21 protein-coding genes are annotated in these 23,010 nt (G+C 65.7%); 7 read left to right on the top strand and 14 right to left on the bottom strand.

Annotated features, from left to right (window positions below; genetic code table 11):
- Positions 1–131: 131 nt before the first annotated feature.
- The 4 genes from BMX99_RS13840 to BMX99_RS13825 all read right to left on the bottom strand — a co-directional run bounded on the left by BMX99_RS13840 (position 132) and on the right by BMX99_RS13825 (position 4,791).
- On the bottom strand, positions 132–1,865 hold the full coding sequence (locus tag BMX99_RS13840; RefSeq protein WP_093452897.1) for a hypothetical protein: 1,734 nt from the start codon (positions 1,863–1,865) through the stop codon (positions 132–134).
- A 166-nt stretch (positions 1,866–2,031) separates the two neighbouring features.
- Positions 2,032–2,973 carry a thioredoxin-disulfide reductase gene (gene trxB / locus BMX99_RS13835; RefSeq protein ID WP_093452895.1) on the bottom strand — a complete coding sequence of 314 codons (942 nt, stop codon included), beginning with the start codon at positions 2,971–2,973 and terminating at the stop codon, positions 2,032–2,034.
- A gap of 168 nt (positions 2,974–3,141) precedes the next feature.
- Positions 3,142–3,858: a VPLPA-CTERM sorting domain-containing protein gene (locus BMX99_RS13830; RefSeq protein WP_170848715.1), complete on the bottom strand. Its 717-nt coding sequence runs from the start codon at positions 3,856–3,858 to the stop codon at positions 3,142–3,144.
- 219 nt (positions 3,859–4,077) lie between these two features.
- Complete coding sequence (locus BMX99_RS13825) at positions 4,078–4,791, bottom strand: VPLPA-CTERM sorting domain-containing protein (RefSeq protein ID WP_093452890.1); 714 nt, start codon at positions 4,789–4,791, stop codon at positions 4,078–4,080.
- 306 nt (positions 4,792–5,097) lie between these two features.
- Here BMX99_RS13825 and BMX99_RS13820 point away from each other — a divergent pair, with 306 nt between their 5' ends.
- Positions 5,098–5,598, top strand: a complete 501-nt coding sequence (locus BMX99_RS13820; RefSeq protein WP_093452888.1) for an Lrp/AsnC family transcriptional regulator — start codon at positions 5,098–5,100, stop codon at positions 5,596–5,598.
- A gap of 56 nt (positions 5,599–5,654) precedes the next feature.
- On the opposite strand, the gene BMX99_RS13815 is transcribed toward BMX99_RS13820, so the two are convergent.
- From BMX99_RS13815 to lgt, 5 genes are all read right to left on the bottom strand, one after another.
- On the bottom strand, positions 5,655–6,401 hold the full coding sequence (locus BMX99_RS13815; RefSeq protein ID WP_093452886.1) for a Hint domain-containing protein: 747 nt from the start codon (positions 6,399–6,401) through the stop codon (positions 5,655–5,657).
- 465 nt (positions 6,402–6,866) lie between these two features.
- Complete coding sequence (locus BMX99_RS19740; protein ID WP_170848716.1) at positions 6,867–7,007, bottom strand: hypothetical protein; 141 nt, start codon at positions 7,005–7,007, stop codon at positions 6,867–6,869.
- 219 nt (positions 7,008–7,226) lie between these two features.
- Positions 7,227–7,982 carry a peptidoglycan editing factor PgeF gene (pgeF, locus tag BMX99_RS13810; protein WP_093452885.1) on the bottom strand — a complete coding sequence of 252 codons (756 nt, stop codon included), beginning with the start codon at positions 7,980–7,982 and terminating at the stop codon, positions 7,227–7,229.
- Positions 7,979–9,067, bottom strand: coding sequence for a class I SAM-dependent methyltransferase (locus BMX99_RS13805; RefSeq protein ID WP_093452883.1), 1,089 nt, complete (start codon positions 9,065–9,067; stop codon positions 7,979–7,981). Before BMX99_RS13805 ends, pgeF begins: the two co-directional genes overlap by 4 nt.
- Positions 9,064–9,966: a prolipoprotein diacylglyceryl transferase gene (gene lgt / locus BMX99_RS13800; RefSeq protein WP_170848825.1), complete on the bottom strand. Its 903-nt coding sequence runs from the start codon at positions 9,964–9,966 to the stop codon at positions 9,064–9,066. The genes BMX99_RS13805 and lgt overlap by 4 nt, the downstream gene beginning before the upstream one ends.
- A 131-nt stretch (positions 9,967–10,097) precedes the next feature.
- On the opposite strand from lgt, the gene BMX99_RS13795 reads away from it, so the two are divergent.
- The 5 genes from BMX99_RS13795 (at position 10,098) to BMX99_RS13775 (ending at position 13,411) form a co-directional block, all read left to right on the top strand.
- Positions 10,098–10,340, top strand: a complete 243-nt coding sequence (locus BMX99_RS13795; protein ID WP_093452878.1) for an accessory factor UbiK family protein — start codon at positions 10,098–10,100, stop codon at positions 10,338–10,340.
- A 410-nt stretch (positions 10,341–10,750) separates the two neighbouring features.
- On the top strand, positions 10,751–11,251 hold the full coding sequence (locus BMX99_RS13790) for a type III secretion system chaperone family protein (protein ID WP_093452876.1): 501 nt from the start codon (positions 10,751–10,753) through the stop codon (positions 11,249–11,251).
- 51 nt (positions 11,252–11,302) lie between these two features.
- Positions 11,303–12,118 carry a pyrroline-5-carboxylate reductase gene (proC, locus tag BMX99_RS13785; protein WP_093452873.1) on the top strand — a complete coding sequence of 272 codons (816 nt, stop codon included), beginning with the start codon at positions 11,303–11,305 and terminating at the stop codon, positions 12,116–12,118.
- Entirely contained in the window at positions 12,111–12,461 is a 351-nt protein-coding gene (locus BMX99_RS13780) for a tRNA-binding protein (RefSeq protein ID WP_093452870.1), read from the top strand. Before proC ends, BMX99_RS13780 begins: the two co-directional genes overlap by 8 nt.
- Positions 12,458–13,411, top strand: coding sequence for a 2-hydroxyacid dehydrogenase (locus BMX99_RS13775; protein WP_093452867.1), 954 nt, complete (start codon positions 12,458–12,460; stop codon positions 13,409–13,411). Before BMX99_RS13780 ends, BMX99_RS13775 begins: the two co-directional genes overlap by 4 nt.
- Positions 13,412–13,453: 42 nt before the next feature.
- Here BMX99_RS13775 and BMX99_RS13770 read toward each other — a convergent pair whose 3' ends face one another.
- The 5 genes from BMX99_RS13770 to BMX99_RS13750 all read right to left on the bottom strand — a co-directional run bounded on the left by BMX99_RS13770 (position 13,454) and on the right by BMX99_RS13750 (position 22,112).
- Positions 13,454–14,335 carry a transglutaminase family protein gene (locus BMX99_RS13770; protein WP_093452864.1) on the bottom strand — a complete coding sequence of 294 codons (882 nt, stop codon included), beginning with the start codon at positions 14,333–14,335 and terminating at the stop codon, positions 13,454–13,456.
- A 3-nt stretch (positions 14,336–14,338) separates the two neighbouring features.
- Positions 14,339–16,750, bottom strand: a complete 2,412-nt coding sequence (locus BMX99_RS13765) for a circularly permuted type 2 ATP-grasp protein (RefSeq protein WP_093452861.1) — start codon at positions 16,748–16,750, stop codon at positions 14,339–14,341.
- Positions 16,751–16,768: 18 nt separating this feature from the next.
- Positions 16,769–20,191 (bottom strand): transglutaminase family protein, encoded by a 3,423-nt coding sequence (locus BMX99_RS13760; RefSeq protein ID WP_093452859.1) that lies wholly within the window; start codon positions 20,189–20,191, stop codon positions 16,769–16,771.
- 175 nt (positions 20,192–20,366) lie between these two features.
- Complete coding sequence (locus BMX99_RS13755) at positions 20,367–21,350, bottom strand: zinc-binding metallopeptidase family protein (RefSeq protein WP_093452857.1); 984 nt, start codon at positions 21,348–21,350, stop codon at positions 20,367–20,369.
- Positions 21,351–21,524: 174 nt separating this feature from the next.
- Positions 21,525–22,112 carry a thymidine kinase gene (locus BMX99_RS13750; protein ID WP_093452855.1) on the bottom strand — a complete coding sequence of 196 codons (588 nt, stop codon included), beginning with the start codon at positions 22,110–22,112 and terminating at the stop codon, positions 21,525–21,527.
- Positions 22,113–22,279: 167 nt separating this feature from the next.
- Here BMX99_RS13750 and arsH point away from each other — a divergent pair, with 167 nt between their 5' ends.
- Entirely contained in the window at positions 22,280–22,990 is a 711-nt protein-coding gene (arsH, locus tag BMX99_RS13745; RefSeq protein WP_170848717.1) for an arsenical resistance protein ArsH, read from the top strand.
- Positions 22,991–23,010 lie beyond the last annotated feature (20 nt).

Below are 23,010 nucleotides of genomic sequence, written 5' to 3'. Positions count from 1 at the left end.
TGGCAAGCGATGGACGATCAATGCGGCACAATAAGGGCCGATTTGATGCTAATTTCCCCCGATTGGCGAATTCGGTTCAAGAATGCCGGGGTGGCCGGGAAATTGTTTCGACCCTGGCACCGGGGGCTGCCTTAGTTGGTCATAATTCCCGTGGACAATGTCTGGAAGGTCGCCGCATTGGCTGTTTTGTCGACCAGCGCACGAATCATGTAGCGCGCGCCTTCGGGGGGCTCGGGATCGGTAAAGCTGTTGCCCTCGATCGCCTCGGGACCAATGCGGGTGAAGGGGGCGTCGCCCGTCGCCCGGTACAGCCGATAGCGCGCGCCGGGCTCGCGGCTGACGGTCCAGGTCAGCTTTGCGCCATGATCGGTGTCGCGGCGGGCAAAGTCAGATGGCGGCAGGGCCGGGAAGGCGTGCAGCGTCGGATCGCCCAGCAGGTTGCCCCAGATCGGATAAACAAACAGGTAGGGCCCCGTGGGCAGGTAATCGATGCTTTCGATCCCTTCGCCGGGGCGGGGGCCGTTGTTGACCGTGCGCAGCTGCGCCTGGCCGATGGTTTCGCCCACGGCCATGCCATGCAGCCGCCAGGCGGGCCGCGCGCCCCAGGCCACGGCAAGCGTCTGGTTGGGATGGGCCAGCATCGCCGCCATCTGGTTGCCTGGCCGGTCGATCGCCAGCTTGTGCGACCCGAAGTTCATCGCGAAGACCGGGGCCTCGACCGGCTGTTCGAAATAGGCCTTGCTCTGGGCCTTGCCGAAATCGACCCCGAACAGCCAGCGCTGCGGATCGGTGGTTTCATTGTGGCCGCGCGCGTCCAGCGCCTGGGCCCCGACGATATTGGTCAGCCCCGCTGCCTCGACCATCAGATGCCCGCGCGCACCGGCATAGGCGCGGCGCAGGTCACCCCAAAGCCCGTGCCGCCAGGCGTGGTTGCGATCGAAATAGCGGCGCAGCATCTCGATCTCGGGAACCGATCCCTCGGGGCCGACGTTGTGTAAATCGATCCTGCCGATCGACATCTCGATCTTTCCGTCCGGCAGGATCGAGGGCAGCAGGTCCCCGTCCGGCTTCACCGGCCAGCGCCCGCCGATGTCGGCATAATACAGGTCGGTCCCGAAGGCGCGGGCCTGGTGACCGTCGGGCGCGATCTGGCCGCTGCGCACAAGGGGAAGATTGCCGATCAGGATGATGGTGAAATCGCCCGTGGTGTGGTCGATCCGGGCGCGGATGATCTGCGATTTCAGCGCATCGGCCCTTTGGCGGACTTGGGCCGGGTTCTTGGTGATATCCCGCATCGAGGGCGCGTCAATCCGGGTCACCTGCCAGCCGTCGCCGATCAGATCATTGCGGAACCTTTCAAGTTCGGGGGCAAGCGGTTCGGCAATGGTGTCGTCCACGATCATCAGCGCGGTGCCACGATCTTCGATCGCGGGCAGGTCGATCCCGGCGGCGACATAGCCCTGGTCAACGACCTCACGCCCGATGCGGCGCACGCGGTATTCCCAGGGCGTGCCGGGCGCGGCCCCCGCGTCGAGATAGGCCATGACGGTGCCGGCCTGGGGGGCGATAACCTCCCAACTCTCCAGGTCCGTCGCGCCCAAGGGACGGCGGCTGATTTCCACGTTGCCGACAAAGCGCGGCTTGGCCGTGGGCCAGATCAGGCGGATGCCGCCGTCGCGGATCTGCACATCCACGGTCAGGGATTTCGGCATGGCCGTGCGGGGGGATTGCGCCGTGGCGGGGTGGGGCAGGATCAGCAGACAGGTCAGGATCAGGACAAGCCGGGCCACGAAGCTGCGGGCGACATGCCCGTTGATCCCGTGTTTCAGGGCCGAAACCCATCCCGCAGTGCCCGGTGACGTCATTCCAACTGCTCCCTGTCCGCGCCTTTGGCGGCAGGCTACAGGCGGCGGGGGCGGGGGGGAAGCCCTGCGTGCCGGGCGGCGCAGGGCACCCGGAATGATCAAAGGGCGGACCCATGGCCCGCCCCTTTGTATTCTCAAACTGGGGCGCGATGCCCCGGAGGTCAGATCACTCCTGCTCGGCCAGCCAGCGTTCGGCGTCCAGCGCGGCCATGCAGCCCATCCCGGCCGAGGTCACGGCCTGGCGGTATTTGTGGTCGGTCAGGTCGCCGGCGGCAAAGACGCCGGGCACGCTGGTTTCGGTCGTGCCGGGGGTTACCTTGACATAGCCGCCGTGGTGCAACTCCAGCTGGTCCTTTACGAGCTCGCTGGCCGGGGCGTGGCCGATAGCGACGAACACGCCCTTGGCCGGGATTTCCGAGACCTCGCCGCTGTCGACGTGCTTGACCTTGATGCCGGTGACACCCTTGGGGCTGTCCTCGCCCACGACCTCTTCGAGGACGTGATGCCACAGCGGTTCGATCTTGGGGTTCTTCATCAGGCGGTCGATCAGAATCTTCTCGGCCCGCAGTTCGCCACGACGGTGAACCAGCGTCACCTTCGAGGCGAAGTTGGTCAGGAACAGCGCCTCTTCCACGGCGGTGTTGCCACCGCCGATCACGACGATCTCCTGGCCGCGATAGAAGAAGCCGTCACAGGTCGCACAGGCCGAGACGCCAAAGCCCTTGTAGGCCTCTTCGCTGTCCAGACCCAGCCACTTGGCACGGGCACCGGTGGCCAGGATGACCGCATCGGCAGTGTAGATGGTGCCGCTGTCGCCCTTGGCGGTGAAGGGACGTTTCGACAGGTCGAGGTCGGAAATGATGTCGCCGATGATCTCGCAGCCCATGGCCTTGGCGTGGGCCTCCATCCGGACCATCAGATCGGGGCCCTGAACCTCGGTGTCGCCGGGCCAGTTCTCGACCTCGGTGGTGGTGGTCAGCTGGCCACCCGGTTCGATCCCCTGGACAAGGATCGGGTTCAGCATGGCGCGGCTGGCATAGACACCGGCGGTATAGCCGGCGGGGCCGGAACCGATGATCAGGACGCGGGTGTGGCGGGTGTCGGACATGTCATTCCCTCTGGCAGCTTTGGCGCAGATATAGGGGAGCGGTTGCCGAGATGAAAGATGCCCTGCACTTGGCGGCGTTGTTGCCGGAGCAGGGGCAGGGACGCAGGAAGGCCCGGCAACTTGGCCGGGCCTTCGCAAGGGTGTTTGTTCCGTCCCGAGACGTCCGGGTTACGACTTGCGGCGGCGGGCCACAGCAATGCCACCCAGGGCCGAGATCAGCAGCAGACCGCCCGCAGGCAGCGGAACCGCCGGCGGGTTCACGATCTGGCCAACGTCACCGATGGTCATGTCGTCGAAACCGAAGACGTCGCCAGAACCCGGATTGTTCAGGAACTGAATCATCGAATAGCTGTCGGTCGTATCGATGAAGCCGAAGAACAGCAGCGACCCGTTGCTGTCACCATTGCCGACGGCGAGGTCGACGATGCCACCGCCCGACTTGGTCAGGCGCAGGGTCAGCTGATTGCCGATGTCACCGATGTCAGTGCCGTAGAAGCCAAAGGCAGAAATGGCGGTGGAGAAGGAGATCGAGAAGTCTCCGCCGCCGCCAGTTTCATAGATCTTGCTTCCGGATGTCGCAAAACGACCTGCGGACGGCAGGTTACCTTCAACCTCACCGGACCCACTTAGAGTTGCAGTGATTGCACCGCTGCTGCCGGTGAAGGACAGGGCGGGGTTGTTGGTGCCATCTGAAAAGCTTTCGAAGTCTTCGGTCCCGACACCGCCGGAAAGAGCCCCGAGGAACTGGTTCCGTTTGGCTTCAACAGTTGCCGTGACGGTGTTGCCGGGGGTCAAGTCCTCGGCGAAATAGGTGAAGGGGGCTGCGATTGCGGGGGCGGAAAGGAAAGAAGCGGCAAGGATGCCAATTGAGATTTTTTTGAACATTTTCATATCCATGTACTAGTTTACCCAGGGTGCGCCGAAAAGGTGACGCTGGGGCAGTGTACATGGATTCGCGACGATGTGAGATTTTTTAAGGAATTTTTAACCTTTTGGTGGGAATCCGCTGACGCCAATCGATCCCCGAAACCGAAAAAGGCCCGGCACTGGAGCCGGGCCTTGCGAAGGCACTTTGGGGGAGAGGGGCCTTCGCCTGGGGAAACGTCAGGCCTTCCAGCGGCGCGCCGCCGCGAAACCACCGATGGCAGAGATCAGCAGCACCGCACCGGCAGGCAGGGGAACCGCCGGAGGCTGCAGGATCTGGGACACATCGCCAACGGTCATGTCGTCAAAGCCAAAGACGTCCCCGCCACCCGGCAGGTTCAGGAAGTCGATCTTGGTATAGCTGTCGCCCGCATCGATGAAGCCGTAGAACAGCAGCGATCCGTTCATCGCGCCGTTGCCGACCGACAGATCGACCGTGCCCCCGGCTGAACGGTAGAGCCGCAGCACCAGGCTGTTGCCGATGTCGCCGATGTCCGTGCCGTAAAAGCCGAAAGCCGAGATCGCGGTGTTGAACGAGATCGAGAAATCGCCGCCGCTGCCGGTTTCATAGATCTTCCGGCCCGAGGTGGCGAACCGCCCGGCGTACAGATCGTCCTGGACCTTGCCGACACCGTTCAGCGTCGCGGTGATCGTGCCCGAACCACCCGTGAAGGACAGCGCCGGGTTATAGGTTTCGTCGGCGAAGCTTTCGAAATCCTCGGTCGCGATATTGCCCGTCAGCGACGACAGGAACTGCGTCCGCGCGGCCGAGACCGATCCGGTGATCGTGTTCAGGGGCAGCAGGTCTTCGGCGAAATAGGTCGTGGGCGCAGCCATGGCCGGGGCCGAGAGGCAGGCGGCAATCAGGCCGCCGATCAGGGTCTTCTTCAACATTCTCAAATCCTCGCTACGGGTTGTTCCGGCAGTTTCCCCTCCTGGGAGCGAGGGATCCGGAACTTGACGCTCGTCAAATTAGGGGCTGGGAAGTGCGCTCTCCAATCGTTAAATGACCCTCCAATCCGTCAGGATCGGGGGCACCTATCCAAAGGGATCAAGGGGGCTATCCCACTGGTCTGGCGGGAAAAATCAGGATTTTGGCTGTGATTTCACGCGGTTCGGAAAGAATGTTGTCTGATCTTGAAATAATCTTGCGCAAATACGCGTTCCAGCTATAACAAACGTAAACCTCGGGGGTGCAAGATGGCGGGCACGCGTCTGGACGCGATAGATCGTAAAATTCTGGCCGAACTGCAGGCGGATGGTCGCATGACCAACGTCGAGCTGGCCAAAAGGGTGGGGATTTCGGCCCCTCCCTGCCTGCGTCGCGTGCGCACGCTGGAGGAATCGGGCTTCATCAAGGGCTATCACGCCCAGGTGGACAGCCGCGAGCTGGGGTTCGAGGTGCAGGTCTTTGCCAGCGTCGGGCTGGTCAGCCAGGCCGAATCGGATCTTTCCGCCTTCGAGGCCAAATGCCAGGACTGGCCGCTGGTCCGCGAATGCCACATGCTGAACGGCGAGGTGGATTTCATCCTGAAATGCGTCGCGCCGGATCTGTCGACCTTCCAGTCGTTCCTGACCGGACAGCTGACGGCGGCGGACAACGTGGCCAGCGTCAAGACCTCGCTGGTGATCCGGGGGGCCAAGGACGAACCGGGCGTGCCCTTCGACATCCTTGAAGAACGCCTTAGCCGCAGCGCCTGAGGGCGCGACGGCTGACGGCAGGATGGCAAAGCCCCCGTCAGGGGGCTTTTGCGTGTTCAGGCGGCGTCGCCCAGGGCGTTCAGCGACAGGCGCGGATGCGCCAGGCGGCCGAAATCGGCGACACGCCGGATATGCGGGAACATCGACAGGAACAGGTCGCGGGTATGGTGGCCCATCTGTTCCAGGATGGTCATGCCGGGATGGAAGGTCTCCATGTCCAGCCCGCCGACCCGGATGGTGCCATGGCGGCGCAGCGCGATGTGATAGGTGTCGGTCGCCATGCGCGGGGTGATCGCGATCACGCCATCCCCATCCACGAAGTCGCGCAGCGGCGTATAGGCCAGCTTGTCCCCGTTATCGAACTGCGCGCCCGAGGGACGGTGCAGCATCCGCGCGCCGGGGCCGGCGATCAGGTCCATATGCGGCAGGGCCGGCCCGAAGCGGCGGGCGGTGACCCGAGTCAGCAGGGGCGAGCGGCCGGTCAGATGGGTCATGATGCCGATCCACATGATTTCCTGCGCGCCGCGTTCCCGGGTGATGACCTTCATGCCCGGGCGCAGATCCTCGACCGCCACTTCCCCGCGCGATGTCGCGATCAGGGACCCGTGGGCATAGGCGTTGAAGGCGCTTTGGAATTCCGGCGACGCGGGCGCGCGGACCTCGCGTTCCTCGATCCGGCCGGCGTCGTTCATGTACATCACATGATAAGGCCGCAGCGCCACGGCGGGACGCGGGGTGAGTTCGGGCGAGACGCGGGTATGGGGAAGGCTGGCCGCGTAGGACGGCCTATAGGGAACAGACATCAGCAACACCTTTACTGGCGTCACATCTGAGTCGGCCCCCACCAACAACACGAGACGAGACTTTCGTGGATCAGATGGGGAAAATCTGCCGGTTCCGGGGGGGATCTGTCAAAGATCGTCACCGATTGACCGGGATGCCGGGGCAATCGGGGTGTGTGCGGAAAATTGTCGCCGAAATCGTGGTTAATTCTGCCTCAATTCGGCATCCGGGCCGCGGGGGAAGACCCCGGGGCGGCCCGGACCGGGTCCGAACGCGATTCGCTTTGCAGCCATGCGGTCGGCGCATCTGCTCTGCTTGGCCCGCCAGGGAGGGCGGCGGGAGGAAGGGGAGGAGAGATGGCGAGAGCAGATGCCATCTCTCCTTGCGGGGACGTGCCGGGGGATACGACCACGTCTCCTACGTCCGGGGACAGCCAGACGTATTCTGATGGCGCCGCCGGGGGCGGGGCCGGGGGACTTCGGTCTTCAGGCGGCCTGGCGCTTGACGGTGCCGCGCAGGCGGCGGGCCACGGCGGCCCGGTTGCCGCGCTGGAAGGGAAGCTTGGTGTCGGTGGATTTCGCGGTCTCGACGACCGATTGGATCCAGCGTTGTTGTTTCGTCTTCATCGGGTGACCCCTTTGGTGTGCTGCTCTGTCAGATTGTTCCGATCCTTGCAGCAATCCTGCCGGTGCTTTGGGGCCTGAGTAGGACGAATATGGGCGATTTGAAGAAATAACCACGGGCATGTGACGCCAATGCGCCCCCAGTTGCCACAATCTATATCGCTGTCTTTTCAGAGGGTTGGGTGATGCCGGGGCGGAAACAATCCGGCATCAATCGGGCAGTCAGGCCCGGATGACGGAAATCAGCCGGCCATAGTCGGCCTCTTTCGCGTGGGTCGTGCGGCGGAAGGAATAGAAGCGGTCTGCATCGTGATAGGTGCAATGGCCTGTCCATTCAGCATCCCCCACGCCGGCGTCGCGCAGCCGGTGCAGGCCAAAGGCGGGCAGGTCGAAATGCACCCGGTCGCCGTCGCCACCTGCGAAGAACCGCGAATAGTCCGGGTCCTCGGCCAGGAAACGGTCCAGGAATTCGGGCCCGACCTCATAGGCGCGCTGGCTGATGGTGGGGCCGATCACGGCACGGATGCGGGTGCGGTCGGCACCCAGGGCCTCCATCGCGGTGACGGTCTGGTCCAGCACCCCGTCCAGCGCCCCGCGCCAGCCCGCATGGGCCGCGCCGACGACACCGGCCTGCGGGTCGGCAAACAGCACCGGCTGGCAGTCGGCGGTCAGGATGCCAAGCGCCACGCCGGGGGTGTTCGTTACCAGGGCGTCGGCCTCCGGGTGCTCTTCTCCCGGGCGGGTGACGGTAACCACATTGGCGGAATGCACCTGCGAGACGGTGACCAGTTCGTCATCGGGCACGCCCATGGCCATGGCCACGCGGGTGCGGTTGATTTCGACGATCTCGCGCTGGTCCGAGGATCCGAAGCCGCAGTTCAACCCCGAGAAGATCCCCGAGGATGCGCCGCCCCGGCGGGTGAAGAACCCGTGGCGGAACGGCTCAAGGCTGCGCGAGGTGATGATCTCAAGCGTCATGAAAACGGTCTTTCGGGGTCGGTCATGCCGGCGACGGGCGGCCGTCCGGGCGCGGTCAGGGCGAGTACTTTGAAGAGCGTCCCCATTTCCTGCGGATGGGTCAAGCGGCGATGTGCGGCAATATGGGCGTCCAGCGCCGACCCGGTCAACCGCTTGGCCAGCGCCTGGGCGCGGGTGGTGATGCCCAGCCGTTCCAGAAACACGCCCTGGGGCGTCAGCAGGCTGGGCACGGCGGGGGCGGCGGCGCGGGCCAGTGCCTCGAAATCCACATGGGCGGTCAGATCGGCACTGCCGGGGGCCTCGAAGGGGGACACCGGCTGATGATCGCGCAGCGCCTGGAAGGTGTCTCCCTGGGACCGCCAGTCGCCATAGTCGAAGATCAGCGCCGCGCCGCCATGGGTGGCGATCCGCTGACCGACCGTGGCGGCGACGGATTGCGCGGGGGCGGACCATTCGACCACGTCGCCCTCGGCGGTGTCGTCAAGCCGGTGCGCCAGTTCGGGCAGGGGGGTGGGCGTCATCAGGGCCAGGGAAAGTCCGGCGTCATCCGCCGTCACCACCCGTTCGGCCCAGCCATCGCCCATGCGCTGCGCCTGGCGGATCGGCAGGGCGTCGAAGAATTCGTTGGCCACGAAGAACAGCGGCCGTTTCGGCAGATCCTCGATCCGGTCGGTCCAGGCGGGGGTATAATCGGCCAGGGTGTCGCCCTGGATGCGGCGCAGGGTGGGCGAAGCCTCGATCAGGACCAGCCGCATGGCGTCGTGAAAGCCGGGCACGCCACGGGTGGCGCGCAGGATGTCGGCCATCAGGGTGCCACGGCCCGGCCCGGCCTCGGCCAGGGTGAAGGGCGCGGGGCTGCCGTGGTCCATCCAGGTCTGGGCCAGCGCCAGGCCGATCAGCTCTCCGAACATCTGGCTGATCTCGGGGGCGGTGATGAAATCGCCCTTGGTGCCCAGGGGATCGCGGGTGGTGTAATAGCCCTGCGCCGGATCAAGCATGCAGATCTGCATATAGTCCGACAGCGGCATGGGCCCCTGAAGGTTGATGCGCTGAAGGATCCGATCCAGAAGCGGGGCCTGGGTCATTGGCTTGTCCCGGCGTCGCGCCACTGGCGGCGGCCGATCGCGATGACGGCCAGGCCGATCGCGATCATCGGCAGCGACAGGATCTGCCCCATGGTGATGCCCAGGGTCTCGGTCAGGCGCAGGACATGGCCATAGGGATTGTCCGGCGTGATGAACTGCGCATCCGCCAGGCGGAAGAATTCGACGATGAAGCGCGCCACCCCGTAGCCCGCAAAAAAGACGCCCGCGACCAGCCCCGGCTTGCGCAGGGCCCTGGCCCCGAAGGCCAGGATCAGCAGCGCGGCCCCCAGCAGAAGGCCTTCCAGCCCAGCCTCGTACAGCTGCGACGGGTGGCGCCCGCAGGGCAGACCATCGTCACACAGCGCGTATTGGCCGGGGAAGACCACCGCCCAGGGCGCGTCCGAGGGGCGGCCCCACAGCTCGGCATTGATGAAATTCGCGGTGCGGCCCAACAGGATGCCCGGCGGCGTGGCCAGGGCCAGAAGATCGGCGGTCGACAAGGCCGCAAGCCCGTTGCGCCGGCAATAGATCCAGGTGGCCACCACCACGCCGAGGAACCCGCCATGGAAGGCCATGCCGCCCTGCCAGATCATCGGGATCTCGGCCGGGTTCCGCAGGTAATAGCCCGGCTGGTAGAACAGCACGAAGCCCAGCCGCCCGCCGATCACCACGCCCAGGATGATCCAGGTCAGCAGGTCCTCAAGCTGGGCGCGCGTCATGGGCGGGCTGTCCTTGGCCCAAAGGCCGGGACGCGCCAGCGCGGTGCGGGCGATCAGCCAGCCCAGTAAGATGCCGACGATATAGGCCAGCGCGTACCAGCGCAGGGCGAATTCCATGCCGAGAAGCGACACCGAGAAAAGCTCGGGCGAGATTTCGGGGAAGGGCAGGACAGCAGGTATCATGGGCGCGACATGAGTATGGGAATTGTGGGAAGTCAACCTTGTGACTTCCCCGGTTGCGTCCCATATAGGGGCGGACTGTGCCCCCGGTGCAAGACCGGCGCGACACCGATGTGACAAGGGAGACCGCGATGCAGACCCGTTCGAAGTTTTTTGACGACATGTCCCAGCTGATGACCAATGCAATGGGCGTGGCCCAGGGGGCCAAGGACGAAGCCGAAACCGCCTTCAAAAGCATGGTGGACCGCTGGCTGGCCGACCGTGATTTCGTCACCCGCGAGGAATTCGATGCGGTGCGCGCCATGGCGCAGAAGGCCCGCGAAGAGAACGAGGCCCTGAAGGCCCGCCTGGACGCGCTTGAAGCCAAGGCCTGAGCCGATCAGACCAAGCTGACGCGACGCCGTGCCGGGGGACCGGGGCGGCGTTTTCCTTTGCCGGGGATCAGGTGGCGGGCGGCAAAGTGATTGCCGTTCGGGCCCCTTGGGGGATGATCCCGGCCCGATCCTGCGGAAGACCCATGGAAGACCCGCGGGATTCGTCATCAAGATATGGTCCCGCCGACATATCCCCGTCACGCAAGCTCTGCCTTGGGGATATTCTTGCGCTATTCTTGCTCTAATCCACAACTTACTGGGTTTATCCCCAATAAATTGCTTGCCACAGGGGCGCATGGCCCTCACCATATCTCGTAGGGGCACCGGGAAATCGCCCAGCCCCTAGAGCAGGCACCTAGCGCTAGGGGCGCTTTTGCGGCCCCGGCGCTACAACCAAAAGAGGTGGCGCAATGGCATTGTCCGAGCAGTTTCTGACTGAAGAACTTCATCCTATCGACATCGTCGAACACCTGGCCGAACACCATGAATGGGACTTCGACCGGATCGGGGACGATCAGATCGCGATGGCCGTTGAAGGTCAGTGGCGCACCTATTCCGTGACCCTCGCCTGGTCACATTACGATCAGACCCTGCGTCTGGTCTGCACCTTCGAGATGGAACCGCCCGAGGCGGCCCTTCCCGGACTTTACGAACTGCTGAACCTGGTCAACGACCAGTGCTGGGCCGGGGCCTTCACCTACTGGAAGGAACACCGGATGTGTGTCTTCCGCTACGGGCTTGTCCTGTCGGGTGACCAGATGGCCAGCCCGGAACAGATCGACACGATGATCACCCAGGCCGTCGTGTCGTCCGAACGGTTCTACCCGGCGATGCAGCTGAACATCTGGGGCGGGCAAAGCCCTGCCGATGCGATGCAGGTCGCCATTGCAGAGGCCTACGGCCGCGCCTAGTCTGGCCCCCTGAACGGGGCGCGGGGATGCGCCCCGAAGAGGGAGCATGACATGGATGACGCAGTGGCCCGCAAGGGTCTGGTTCTTGTGGGCTGTGGCAAGATGGGGGGCGCGATGCTCTCTGGCTGGTTGAAGGGCGGATTGCCTGCCTCCAGCGTGTGGGTGAAGGATCCCTATCCGGCCGACTGGCTGAAGGATGCGGGCGTCCACCTGAACGAGGATTTCCCGCAGGCCCCGGCCGTGGCCATCGTTGCGGTCAAGCCGCAGATGATGGGCGAGGCGCTGCCGCAGGTGGCGGCCCTGGGCGGCGGTGAGACGCTGGTGATCTCGGTCGCGGCCGGTACCCCGATTTCCAAGTTCGAAGAGGTCTTCGGGGCCGGCACCCCGATCGTGCGTGCCATGCCCAACACCCCGGCGGCTGTCGGGCGCGGCATCACCGCGATCATCGGCAATGCCACCACCACCCCGACCCACATGGCCCTGGCCGAGGATCTTCTGTCTGCCGTCGGGCAGGTCGTGGCGCTGGAACGCGAAAGCCAGATGGATGCGGTGACGGCCGTGTCGGGCTCGGGTCCGGCCTATGTCTTCCACCTGATCGAAACCCTGGCCGCGGCCGGGGAAAACGTCGGCCTCTCGCCCGAGCTGTCGTTGAAACTGGCGCGCGCCACCGTGGGCGGCGCCGGTGTCCTGGCCGAAGAGGCGGATGAAACCCCCGGCCAGCTGCGGACCAACGTGACCAGCCCGAATGGCACCACGCAGGCCGCGCTCGAGGTGCTGATGCACCAGACGACGGGGTTCCCGGCGCTGCTGGACCGCGCCGTCAAGGCCGCCGCCGACCGCTCGAAGGAGCTGGCCCGGGATGAGTGAGCGCCAACCCGAAATCAGCTTTGACGATTTCCTGAAGGTCGACATCCGCGCCGGTCGCGTTGTCCGGGCCGAACCCTTTCCCGAGGCGCGCAAGCCCGCGATCAAGCTGTGGATCGATTTCGGCGCGGAGATCGGGGAAAAGAAGACCTCGGCCCAGATCACCGATCACTACACGCCCGAAGGGCTGATCGGCAAAACCGTGATGGCCGTGGTGAACTTTCCGCCGCGCCAGATCGGGCCCTTCATGTCCGAGGTGCTGACCCTGGGCGTGTCGGACGCCAATGGCGCCGTCGTGCTGATCTCGCCGGATGGTGATGTGCAGCCCGGAGGGCGGATGCATTGAAACGGGTTCTGATAAGCCGACCGATGCCGCCGCGGACGCTGGCGGCCGCCGAGGCCTTGTTCGATATCGAGGTGCGCGACAGCAACAAACCGATGTCGCCGGGGGAAATCCGTGCGGGCTTTGCCGTCTATGACGGGATGATGATCACGCTTGGCGATACCATCGGGTCCGAGATGCTGGCCGACTTCGGCCGCCCGCGTTGCAAGATGGTGGCCAACTTCGGCGTGGGCTATAACCACATCGACGTGGCGGCCTGTGCCGCGCATGGCGTGACGGTGTCGAACACCCCCGGTGCCGTGACCGATGCCACCGCCGATATTGCCATGACGCTGATGCTGATGACCGCCCGCCGCGCGGGCGAGGGCGAAAGGATGGTCCGCGCCGGTCAGTGGGAGGGCTGGCACCCGACCCAGTTGCTGGGCCTGCATCTTAGCGGGAAGACCGTGGGCGTGGTCGGCATGGGCCGGATCGGCCAGGCCATCGCGCGGCGCTGTCATTTCGGTTTCGGGATGGAGGTGCTTTACGCCAACCGGTCCGAAAAGGCGGTGGATTTCCCCGCAACCCAGGCCCCGCTGTCCGAGGTCGCGGCGCGCGCCGATGTGCTGGTCGTGGCGACGCCTGGTGGCGACGACACCCATCATCTGATCAATGCCGATGTGCTGGCCGCGATGCAGCCCCATGCCATCCTGGTCAATATCGCCCGTGGCAATATCGTGGACGAGGCCGCGCTGGTCACCGCCCTGCAGGACGGCCAGATCGCGGGCGCGGGGCTGGATGTCTACGAACAGGAACCCAAGGTCTCACCTGGGTTGCTGAAGATGGAAAACGTCACCCTGCTGCCGCATCTTGGCACCGCATCGCAAGAGGTGCGCGAGGACATGGGGCTGATGGCGGTTGAAAACCTGCGCGCCTACTTTGCCGGGGATAGGGTGCCCAACAAGGTCAGTTAGGGGCCGGCCCCTGATCTGGTCCCTGATCGGATGGGGCCGGGGTCAATCGGCGACCTCGGCCACATCCACCGATTGCTTGGAGCTTTGGTCACCCATGCTGCGCATCGCACCGCAGACCGGGGCTACATCGTCATAGTCGCGGCCATAGCCGATGGTGACATAGTCGACACCGACGCCCTGGTTATTGGTGGGATCGAACTCCAGCCAGCCGATTTCTGGCCCGACCCAGGCGCAGACCCAGGCGTGCATGGCATCGACGCCGACCAGCTTTTCCTTGCCCGGCGGCGGGAAGGTCCGCAGAAACCCCGAGACATAGCCCGCAGGAATGCCCACGGCCCGCAGGCAGGTGATCATGATATGGGTGAAATCCTGGCAGACCCCTGCGCGTTTTTCAAAGGCGACGGCGGCGGGGGTGTCCACGTCGGTGGCCTTGTCTGAAAACTCCATATGCCGGTGGATCGCCCGGCCGATGGCGCGCACCGCATCGGCGGCGGACATGCCCGGGCGCAGCGCGGCACGGGCGAAGTCACCCATGCCGGCATGGGCGGGCGTGCGGCGCGAGGCAGCGGTGAAATGCAGGGGCGACCGGGCCGAGACATCGCGTAGCGCCGCCAAGTCCTGACCCAAGCGTGACAGCGGGGCCGCCAGCGACAGGAAGGGATCCGAGCGGAGACGCTCGGCCTGCAGCGACAGGCTGATCTGCACCGCGTCGATCGGATAATGCCAGACGGCCGAGGTGACGGTATTGCCGAAGAAATCGGTGAAATGCGCCTGTTCCGAAGGGCGCGGGGTCAGCGCCAGCGTCCAGTCACCGATCACCTGCGTGCCCGGCAGGTCATGGGGCAGGATCCGCAAAAGGTTGCGCGTCCGGTCAGTCGGATGGCTATAGCGGTAGTCGATGTTCAGGGTGATGTCATAGCGCATGGATCACCTCAGATGCGCTTCGGCCAGGCGGTCGGACATGCGGGCGACGGCTGTGCGGATGTCGCCCAGAACCGCGGTGGTCAGCGCCTCGGGCGACAGGATCTCAAGCTGGGTGCGCACGGGCAGAAGTTCCCGCACCAGCGCCGTGGGCCGGGCCGAAAGCGTGGCACCGGGCAGATCCTCGGCCAGGCGCTGCATTTCGCGGATCTGGAACAGCAGCGACCGGGGGTTGCCGGTGTCATGGGCCAGCAGGTCGACGACGCTGTCGCGGGTCGGTTCCAGCGCATAGCGGCGGCGATGCGACATGGTGCCATCGGCCACGGCCAGCGCGACCTCCAAGGCGCCTTCCGGCGCGTCCTCGGGGGCAAAGTGCTGCAGGGCGGCGGCCAGGCTGTCGGTCCGTTCCAGCGCGCGACCGATCGACAGGAAGCGCCAGCCATAGAAGCGATAGATGTTTTCGGTCACGATCCCGGAAAAGCCGGCGGTCTTGCGCAGCAGCACCGACATGGCGCGGGCGGCATCGTCGCCCGGGGTGGCGGTATCGACCATCTGGCGCGTGGTCTTGACCAGGTCGTTCAGCGCATCCCAGCCGTCGGGGGAAAACCGGTCGCGGATCTTGGACGCACAGCCATGCGCCGCGAACAGCCGGTCGCGCAGCCCGGCTGGGATCGGCGCGTCGACGGAAATGTCGACGGCCTTCAGGGCCTTGGCGATCAGCGTCAGCAGGGCGTCGTCGGTGCGGTCGGTCACCGCCAGGCGCAGGTGATAGGCGCGAAGCAGGCGCGCGGCCTCTTCAAAGCGGACGATGTAGCGGCCCAGCCAATACAGGTTGTCGGCCGCCCGCGACGGCAGGGCGGCGGATTCGGTGCGCACCCGGCGCACCCCGGTCGCATCGGGCGCGGCCTTTGGAACCGTGGGTTCCGGCACCGGCCTGTCCGAGATGATCTGCACATCCGCCACCGACCCGCCGCGCTGCATGGCCAGGGCGTTGGCGTCGCCCTCGGGGCCGATCCGGGCGTAACCGCCCTGCAGGAACTGCCAGCCCTTTTCGGTCCGGGCGGTGAAGACCCGCACGGTCATCGGGCAGGGGGTCAGGCGCGGGCCGTTTTCGTCATCCACCCAGGCGGGTGTGGTCGACAGGCTGACCGCCTCCTGGCCCACAAGGTCGGGGGCGGGGGTGTCCAGAAGATCGACGATCTCGGGTTCGGCCCCGCGCACGGTTTCGGAATTGCTGTCAAAGGGCAGGTCGACCGCCAGGGCGGGGGCGATCATCATCCGGTCCATGTTGTCGCGCACATAGGCGCGGGCGCTTTCGTCGCCGCACCACCAGGTGGCGATATTGGGCATCTCAAGCGGCGCGCCGGTCAGCTGTTGGCAGATGCGCGGCAGAAAGGCCATCAGCGCCCGCGTCTCCAGCACGCCCGAGCCAAGCGCATTGACCATGGCAAGGCTGCCCGAGCGCACGGCATCCACCAGCCCCGGCACGCCGATCTGGCTGTCGGGGTCCAGCTCCAGCGGGTCGGCAAAGTTGCTGTCGATCCGCCGCCAGAGCAGCCCCAGGGGCACAGGCCCGTCGATGGTGCGGACCATGGCCTGGCCGTTCTGCACCACGATGTCCTCGCCTTCCAGAAGCAGCATCCCAAGATAGCGCGCGATATAGAGGTGTTCGAAGAAGGCGTCGTTGGCGCGGCCCGGGGTCAGCAGGCCGAACTGATGCGATTCCGTGCGGTTGGTGGTGGCCAGCTGTTCCAGCGCCTTGCGGAAGTTTTCGAAGAAGCCGGCAAAGCGATGCGTATAGGCGCGGGGGTAATCCTCGGGGAAGACGTGGCGCATAGCCATGCGGTTTTCCAGCGCAAAGCCCGCGCCGGAAGGGGCCTGCGTCCGGTCGCCCAGCACGAACCAGCTGCCGTCCGGGGATCGCCCGATCTCGAACGCGAGGAAATGCAGGTAGTGCCCGCCGCGCGGCTGGATCCCGACCATGGGGCGGTGCCAATGCGGGTTCTCGGTCACCAGGCGGGGCGGCAGATGGCCCTGCTGCATCAAAAGCCCGGGGCCATAGAGGTCGGCCATCACCTGTTCCAGCAGGTTGGCGCGCTGGTCCAGCCCGCGGCAGATCTGGTCCCATTCCGTTTCGTGCAGCAGCACCGGCATGGTCGACAGCGGCCAGTCGCGTTCGTTCAGCGGATCATCGGAATACTGCCGGAAATAGACCCCCGCATCGCGCAGGTACTGCCGCCCGCGTTCGAACTTGGCCCGCAGGGCGGGCACCGGCAGCGCGGACAGGGCCTTGAGGAAAGGCACCCAGACCGGACGCATCCGGCCCGAACTGTCGAACAGCTCGTCCGCGACGCTGTCGGACAGCGCGTAATCGGCAAGCAGCGGGCTGCCCAGGTCCGTCGGGGTGGGTTTTGTCATGGCATCCTCTTGGGGATGTTACTCCAATCCCGGCGGGCGGCGAAGGTCAAGTGTCATTGGAAATTCCGGGTGCGGGATTTCCGGCTGCGGGCGGTATGGCGCGGGGGCATGGCCATGCGGTTCGAACCGGGCCAGGCGGCGCGCCTCGGCCTCGTAGCCGTTGACGGGGAAGGTGTCGTAGTTGCGCCCGCCCGGATGGGCGACGTGATAGGTGCAGCCCGCAAGCGCCCGGCCGGTCCAGTCATCGTAGATGTCAAAGGTCAGCGGCGCGTTGACGGGCAGGGTGGGATGCAGCGCCTCGGGCGGTTGCCAGGCCTTGAACCGGACGCCGCCGACACTGACGCCAGAGGTGCCAGTTCGGGCCAGCGGCACGGGGCGGCGGTTGACCATGATGCGATAGCGGTCCTGATGCAGTGTGGTCATCTTGACCTGAAGCCGTTCGACCGAACTGTCGGTATAGCGCACCGTGCCGCCGATCGCGCCCATTTCGCCCAGCACATGCCAAGGCTCCAGCGCCTGGCGGACCTCAAGGTGCACGCCCTCGGCCTCGATCTGGCCGCAGAAGGGGAAGCGGAACTCGGCCTGGGCCTCGAACCAGGTGGGATCAAGGTCATAGCCATGGGCGCGCAGGTCGCCCAGCAGGCTCAGGAAATCTTCCCACAGGTAATGCGGCAGCATGAAACGGTCGTGCAGGACGGTGCCCCATCTGACGGGCTTGCCGGTCACGGGCTTCTCCCAGCAGCGCGCGATGATGGCGCGCAGCAGCACCTGCTGGGCCAGGGACATGCGGGCATCGGGCGGCATTTCAAACCCGCGGAATTCCACAAGGCCAAGGCGTCCGGTCTGGCCATCGGGGGAATAGAGCTTGTCGATGCAGATCTCGGCCCGGTGCGTGTTGCCGGTGACATCCGTCAGCATGTTGCGCAGCAGCCGGTCCACCAGCCAGGACGGCGGGGGCGGCCCCATGTCGGGCGACTGGATCTGCGCCAAGGCGATTTCCAGTTCATACAGCGTGTCATGCCGCGCCTCGTCGATGCGCGGGGCCTGTGACGTCGGGCCGATAAAGAGGCCCGAGAACAGGTAGGACAGGCAGGGATGCCGCTGCCAGATCAGGATCAGCGATTTCAGCAGATCGGGGCGGCGCAGGAAGGGGCTGTCGTTGGTCGTGGCCCCGCCAAAGACGATATGGTTGCCGCCGCCGGTACCGGTGTGCCGCCCGTCGATCATGAACTTGTCGGCCCCCAGGCGAGATTGCCGCGCCTCTTCATAGATGGCCTCGGTCGTGGCTACGCAGTCTTCCCAGGAATGGGCGGGGTGGATGTTGACCTCGATCACGCCCGGATCGGGGGCGACGCGGATGTTGTTCAGGCGCGGGTCAGAGGGGGGCGAGTAGCCCTCGATATGGATCGGTAGGTTCAGTTCCGCCGCCGTATCCTCGGCCGCGGCCAGCAGTTCCAGGTAGTCTTCCAGGCTGTCGCAGGGCGGCATGAAAAGGCACAGCCGCCCGTCGCGGGGTTCAATGGCGATGGCGGTGCGCACGGCCCCGGTTTCGGGATCGCCGCCCTCCTGCAAGACAACCTTCTGGCGGGTGTCCGCCGCCTGCTGGCCGGGCTGGGACGGCTGGTCGTGGCCGGGGCTCACGTCAGGCATCAGGCGGGCGCGGTCTTCGGCTTCCTCCGCCGCGATGCGGTCGATTTCCTCCTGCACGGCGCGGCGGCGTTCGGCGATCTGGGCGTGGAAATCGGGCAGGGCACCGCGATCCACGGTCGGATCGGCGGGGTAGGAATAGGGGTAATGCGCGGGCGCTATATGCGGCAGCGCGCCAAGCGGCAGGCGGAAGCCCACGGGGCTGTCACCGGGGATCAGGTAAAGGTTGCCGCGCCGAGGCTTCCACAGCTCGGACCGCCACTTGGACGCCTTGGCCTGCCAGCGCTGGATCGGCAGAACGTACCCCGCCGGGTCATTGAGCCCGCGGTTGAAGACCCGGGCGTATCGCGCGCGGTCCTCGGGGTTCTTCAGCTTGGAATTCTCGGGTGTGACATTGGGGGGCAGGTTGGATTCCTTCAGGATCCATTCCGCCGGGTCCTCAAACGCGGGCTGGGCGTATCCGGCATCGAGGCCCAGAGCCTCGGCGAACTTGCCCATGAAGCGGCCGGCGTCGTCGGCCGTAGCGGGGGCGGGGGTGTCTTCCTTGGCGATCAGATCGGGGTTTTTCCAGACCGGCTGACCGTCGTTGCGCCAGTAGAGCGAGAAGGTCCAGCGCGGCAGGCTTTCGCCCGGATACCACTTGCCCTGACCGTAGTGCAGGAAGCCACCGGGCGCGAAGCGGCCCTGCAGCCGGCGGATCAGCGTATCCGCCAGCGCACGTTTCTGCGGGCCGACGGCTTCGGTGTTCCATTCCGGGGACTGGAAATCGTCGATCGACACGAATGTCGGTTCTCCGCCCATGGTCAGGCGCACGTCGCCGGCGGTCAGCCGCTCGTCCACATGTCGGCCAAGGGCGTTCAGACGCTCCCACGCCTCGTCCGAGAAGGGTTTCGTGATGCGCGGATGTTCGGCCACGCGGCGGATCTGCATGTCGAAGTTGAAATCGACCTCAGGTGCCCCGGCCGAGGAATAGCCGCCCACAATGGGGGCCGCGTTCTGGTAATGCGGCGTGGCGGCCAGGGGGATGTGCGATTCCCCGGTCATCAGGCCCGAGGTTGGATCAAAGCCGATCCAGCCCGCGCCGGGCAGGTAGACCTCGACCCAGGCGTGCAGGTCGGTGAAATCGTGATCGGTTCCAGACGGGCCGTCCAGCGCCTGCAGATCCGGCTTCAGCTGGATCAGGTAGCCCGAGACGAACCGCGCGGCAAAACCAAGGTTGCGCAGCAGTTGCACCAGCAGCCAGGAACTGTCGCGGCAAGAGCCCGACTTGACCGTCAGCGTTTCCTCGGGCGTCTGCACCCCCGGCTCCATCCGGATGGTGTAATCGACGGCCTCGGAAACACGGCGGTTCAGTTCGACCAGGAAATCGACGGTGCGGGCCTCGCTCCGGTCGATCTGGTCAAGGAAGGCGGTGACCAGGGGCGTCAGCGGCTCGGGCTTGCGGTAGATCGACAGATCCTCGGTCAGTTCCGCCGGATAGTCGAAGGGCCAGGTTTCCGCCGTTTCATCGACGAAGAAGTCGAAGGGGTTGTAGACGGTCATGTCCGCGACCAGGTCGACCTCGATCTTGAATTCGCGCACGGGCTCGGGGAAGACAAACCGCGCCAGCCAGTTGCCATAGGGGTCCTGCTGGTGGTTCACGAAGTGACCGCCCGGCGAGACCTTGAGCGAATGCGAGATCACCCGCGTGCGGCTATGCGGGGCGGGGCGCAACCGGATGATCTGCGGCCCGAGCGTCACCGGACGGTCGTAGGTGTACTGCGTCAGGTGATAGATGCTTGCGTAAATCGCCATGGTTCGTCCTGTCCCGCCCATCTGGCCGGGCGGGATGCGTCCCGCGCCGCCCCCGGGCCCGTCTGAGAGTGTCGGACCCCGAAGGGTCCGCAGATGGACCAACGGTAACGGGGCTGGGGGACAAAGCAAGCCCGGCGCAAGCCTCCACGCGGCGGGGCGCGCATTTTCCCCTGTATCACCCGGTGCTTGCGTGCCCCTTGGGCATCCGCAGCCAGCCATGGGCAAAGCCAAACTTGCCCCGCACCCCGTCGGTCAGGACGAAGGGATAGACATCCGGCAGGTCCAGCGCCCGGTTCACATGGTTCACCGCGATCGACAGGTCGATGGCGCGGCTGACGATCGCGTCGGTTTCGGTGTCGGCATAGGCGTCCATGGGGGCAAAGGGGATCAGCCCCGCCGCCGCGCCGCTGTCGGCCAGATCCACCAGGTGCAGCAGATGGGCGATGGTCTCGGCCCAGTCTTCATGCGGGTGGGCGGTGGCATAGCTGGTGACGTGATCATTGCTCGGCGGTTTCGGGGCGTCGTAATGCGCCTTGAGGGCGGCCCCGTAATCGGCACGCTCGTCACCGAACAGCGCCCGGAAGGCGGGCGGGAAGTCGGGCAGGTCAGACAGGCGCAGGAACAGGAAATGCGCGATCTCGTGGCGGATATGGCCGGTCATGGTTCGATACAGTTCACCCAGTTCTTCCTGCCGGCGGGCCAGGACGGCATCGCTGGATTCGGTGACGTTGATGGTGATCTCACCATCCGCATGGCCCATGGTGATCGTCTCGCCCCCGGCGGCGGTCTGTTCGGACAGCATGTGGAAGACGGGGCGCGCGCCCGGATCGGACAAGGTGAACCAGCCCCATTTGCCCAGGTTGGCCAGGACCCAACGTTTGGCCAGCTCTGCATGGGACCAGAGCGGCAGGTTCGCGGGCTCGCGCAGGTCCGGCACCACCTGGGTCATCGCGCAGGACCGGCACAGGCCGTCCGCCTCGGCCGTCCAGTTGCAGCCGATGTCGGCGCGGTTGGAGCAGGCGGTGGTTTCGGCGTCGCTGTCGGTCAGGGCGTGCATGTGCTGATCCTCGGGCGAGAAGACCAGCGCCTGGCCACAGCTGCAGGCAAGGTTGTGGAAATAGACCCGACCCTGGCAGGTCGGGCAGGCAAAGATCTGCATGATGTCATCCTGTGACGGGACGGGACAGGCCATGACGGGACGGGGATGTCCCGGCGGCTTGGGGGGAACCCGGCGCGGGGCGATCAGGTTCCCTTTTGTCCCGTCTGTCAAGCTACGGCCACCAAGCCGGGGGGGCTGGCAGGGGCGATCAGCCGGGCCTGTCAGCTGGTCGGTTCAGCTGGTCGGGTCGCCCATCTCCTGCCGCCAGTGGCGGCGACACAGCGAAACATAGGTTTCATTGCCGCCGACCTGGACCTGCGCGCCTTCGCGCAGCGCCTTGCCGTCGGGGCCGCGGCGCACGACCATGGTGGCCTTCTTGCCGCAATGACAGATGGTGCGGACCTCGCGCATCTCATCCGCCAGGGCCAGAAGCGCGGCGGACCCTTCGAACAGTTCGCCCAGGAAATCCACCCGCAGGCCATAGCACATGATCGGCACCTTCAGGTCGTCCACCGCGCGGGCCAGGTGCCAGACCTGATCGCGGGTCAGAAACTGCGCCTCGTCCACGAAGACACAGGCGCAGGGGCCTTGTGCAAGGCGGTCGCGGATACGGTCGAACAGGTTGTCCTGGGCGGTGAAGGTATCGGCCTCGGCCCCGATGCCGATGCGGCTGGCAATGCGGCCGGTGCCGGCGCGGTCGTCCAGGCGGGCGGTCAGCAGATAGGTCTGCATCCCGCGTTCGATGTAGTTGTGCGAGGCCTGCAGCAACACGGTCGATTTGCCCGCGTTCATGGTGGAATAGTGGAAGTAGAGCTTTGCCATGGCGACAGATAGGCGGGCGGTGTCCCTGCTGTCCAGAGCCGGAGTTCAGACCTTGCGTCCGCGCAGGGGCGATGTGCGGGAAAATCCGTGCCGAAGGGGTGCAAGAGCCGCACAGCCGCGTTACATCGCGTGGCAGGGAGAAGGACCCCGCCGCGAAAGGACCCGAAGTGACCCGTGATGACCTGCCCGCCCTGGATGGCGACAAGCTGAGCCCGATTGACGTCGATCTTCTTGCCGCGCCCGGCGATCCGCGCCACCCGCCGCGTATCCTGCTGCTGTATGGCGCGCTGCGACCGCAAAGCTATTCCCGGAAAACGGTGCAGGAGGCCGAGCGGATCCTGCGGGCCCTGGGCTGCGAGACGCGGATCTTCGATCCCGCGGGCCTGCCGCTGTACGATCCGGCCGAAACCGACCACCCCAAGGTGCAGGAGCTGCGCGAGCTGGCCGTCTGGTCGGAAGGCATGGTCTGGTCATCCCCGGAACAGCATGGTGCCATGTCGGGGCTGATGAAGCTGCAGGTGGACTGGCTGCCGCTGTCCATGGGTGGGGTGCGGCCGACACAGGGCAAGACGCTGGCGCTGATGCAGGTCTCGGGCGGGTCGCAAAGCTTCAACGCGGTGAACCAGATGCGGATCATGGGGCGCTGGATGCGGATGGTGACGATCCCGAACCAAAGCTCGATCCCGCGGGCGTTTCTTGAGTACGAAGAGGGCGACCGCCTGGCCGAGGGGCCGTTCTATCGCCGCGTCGTCGACGTGATGGAAGAGCTGGTGAAATTCACCTGGCTGGTGCGCGGCCGGGCCGAGTACCTGGTGGACCGCTATTCCGAACGGGTGGAAAGCGCGGCCGAGGCCTCGAAACGGGTGACGTCGAAATAGGCGTGTCGCGCGGGTCCTGA

Origin of the sequence: Pseudooceanicola nitratireducens, from assembly GCF_900109195.1 — a bacterium.
Lineage (GTDB): Bacteria > Pseudomonadota > Alphaproteobacteria > Rhodobacterales > Rhodobacteraceae > Pseudooceanicola > Pseudooceanicola nitratireducens.
The sequence above is the reverse complement of the archived record's forward strand: the minus strand, read 5'-3'. Positions and strand labels throughout refer to the sequence as shown.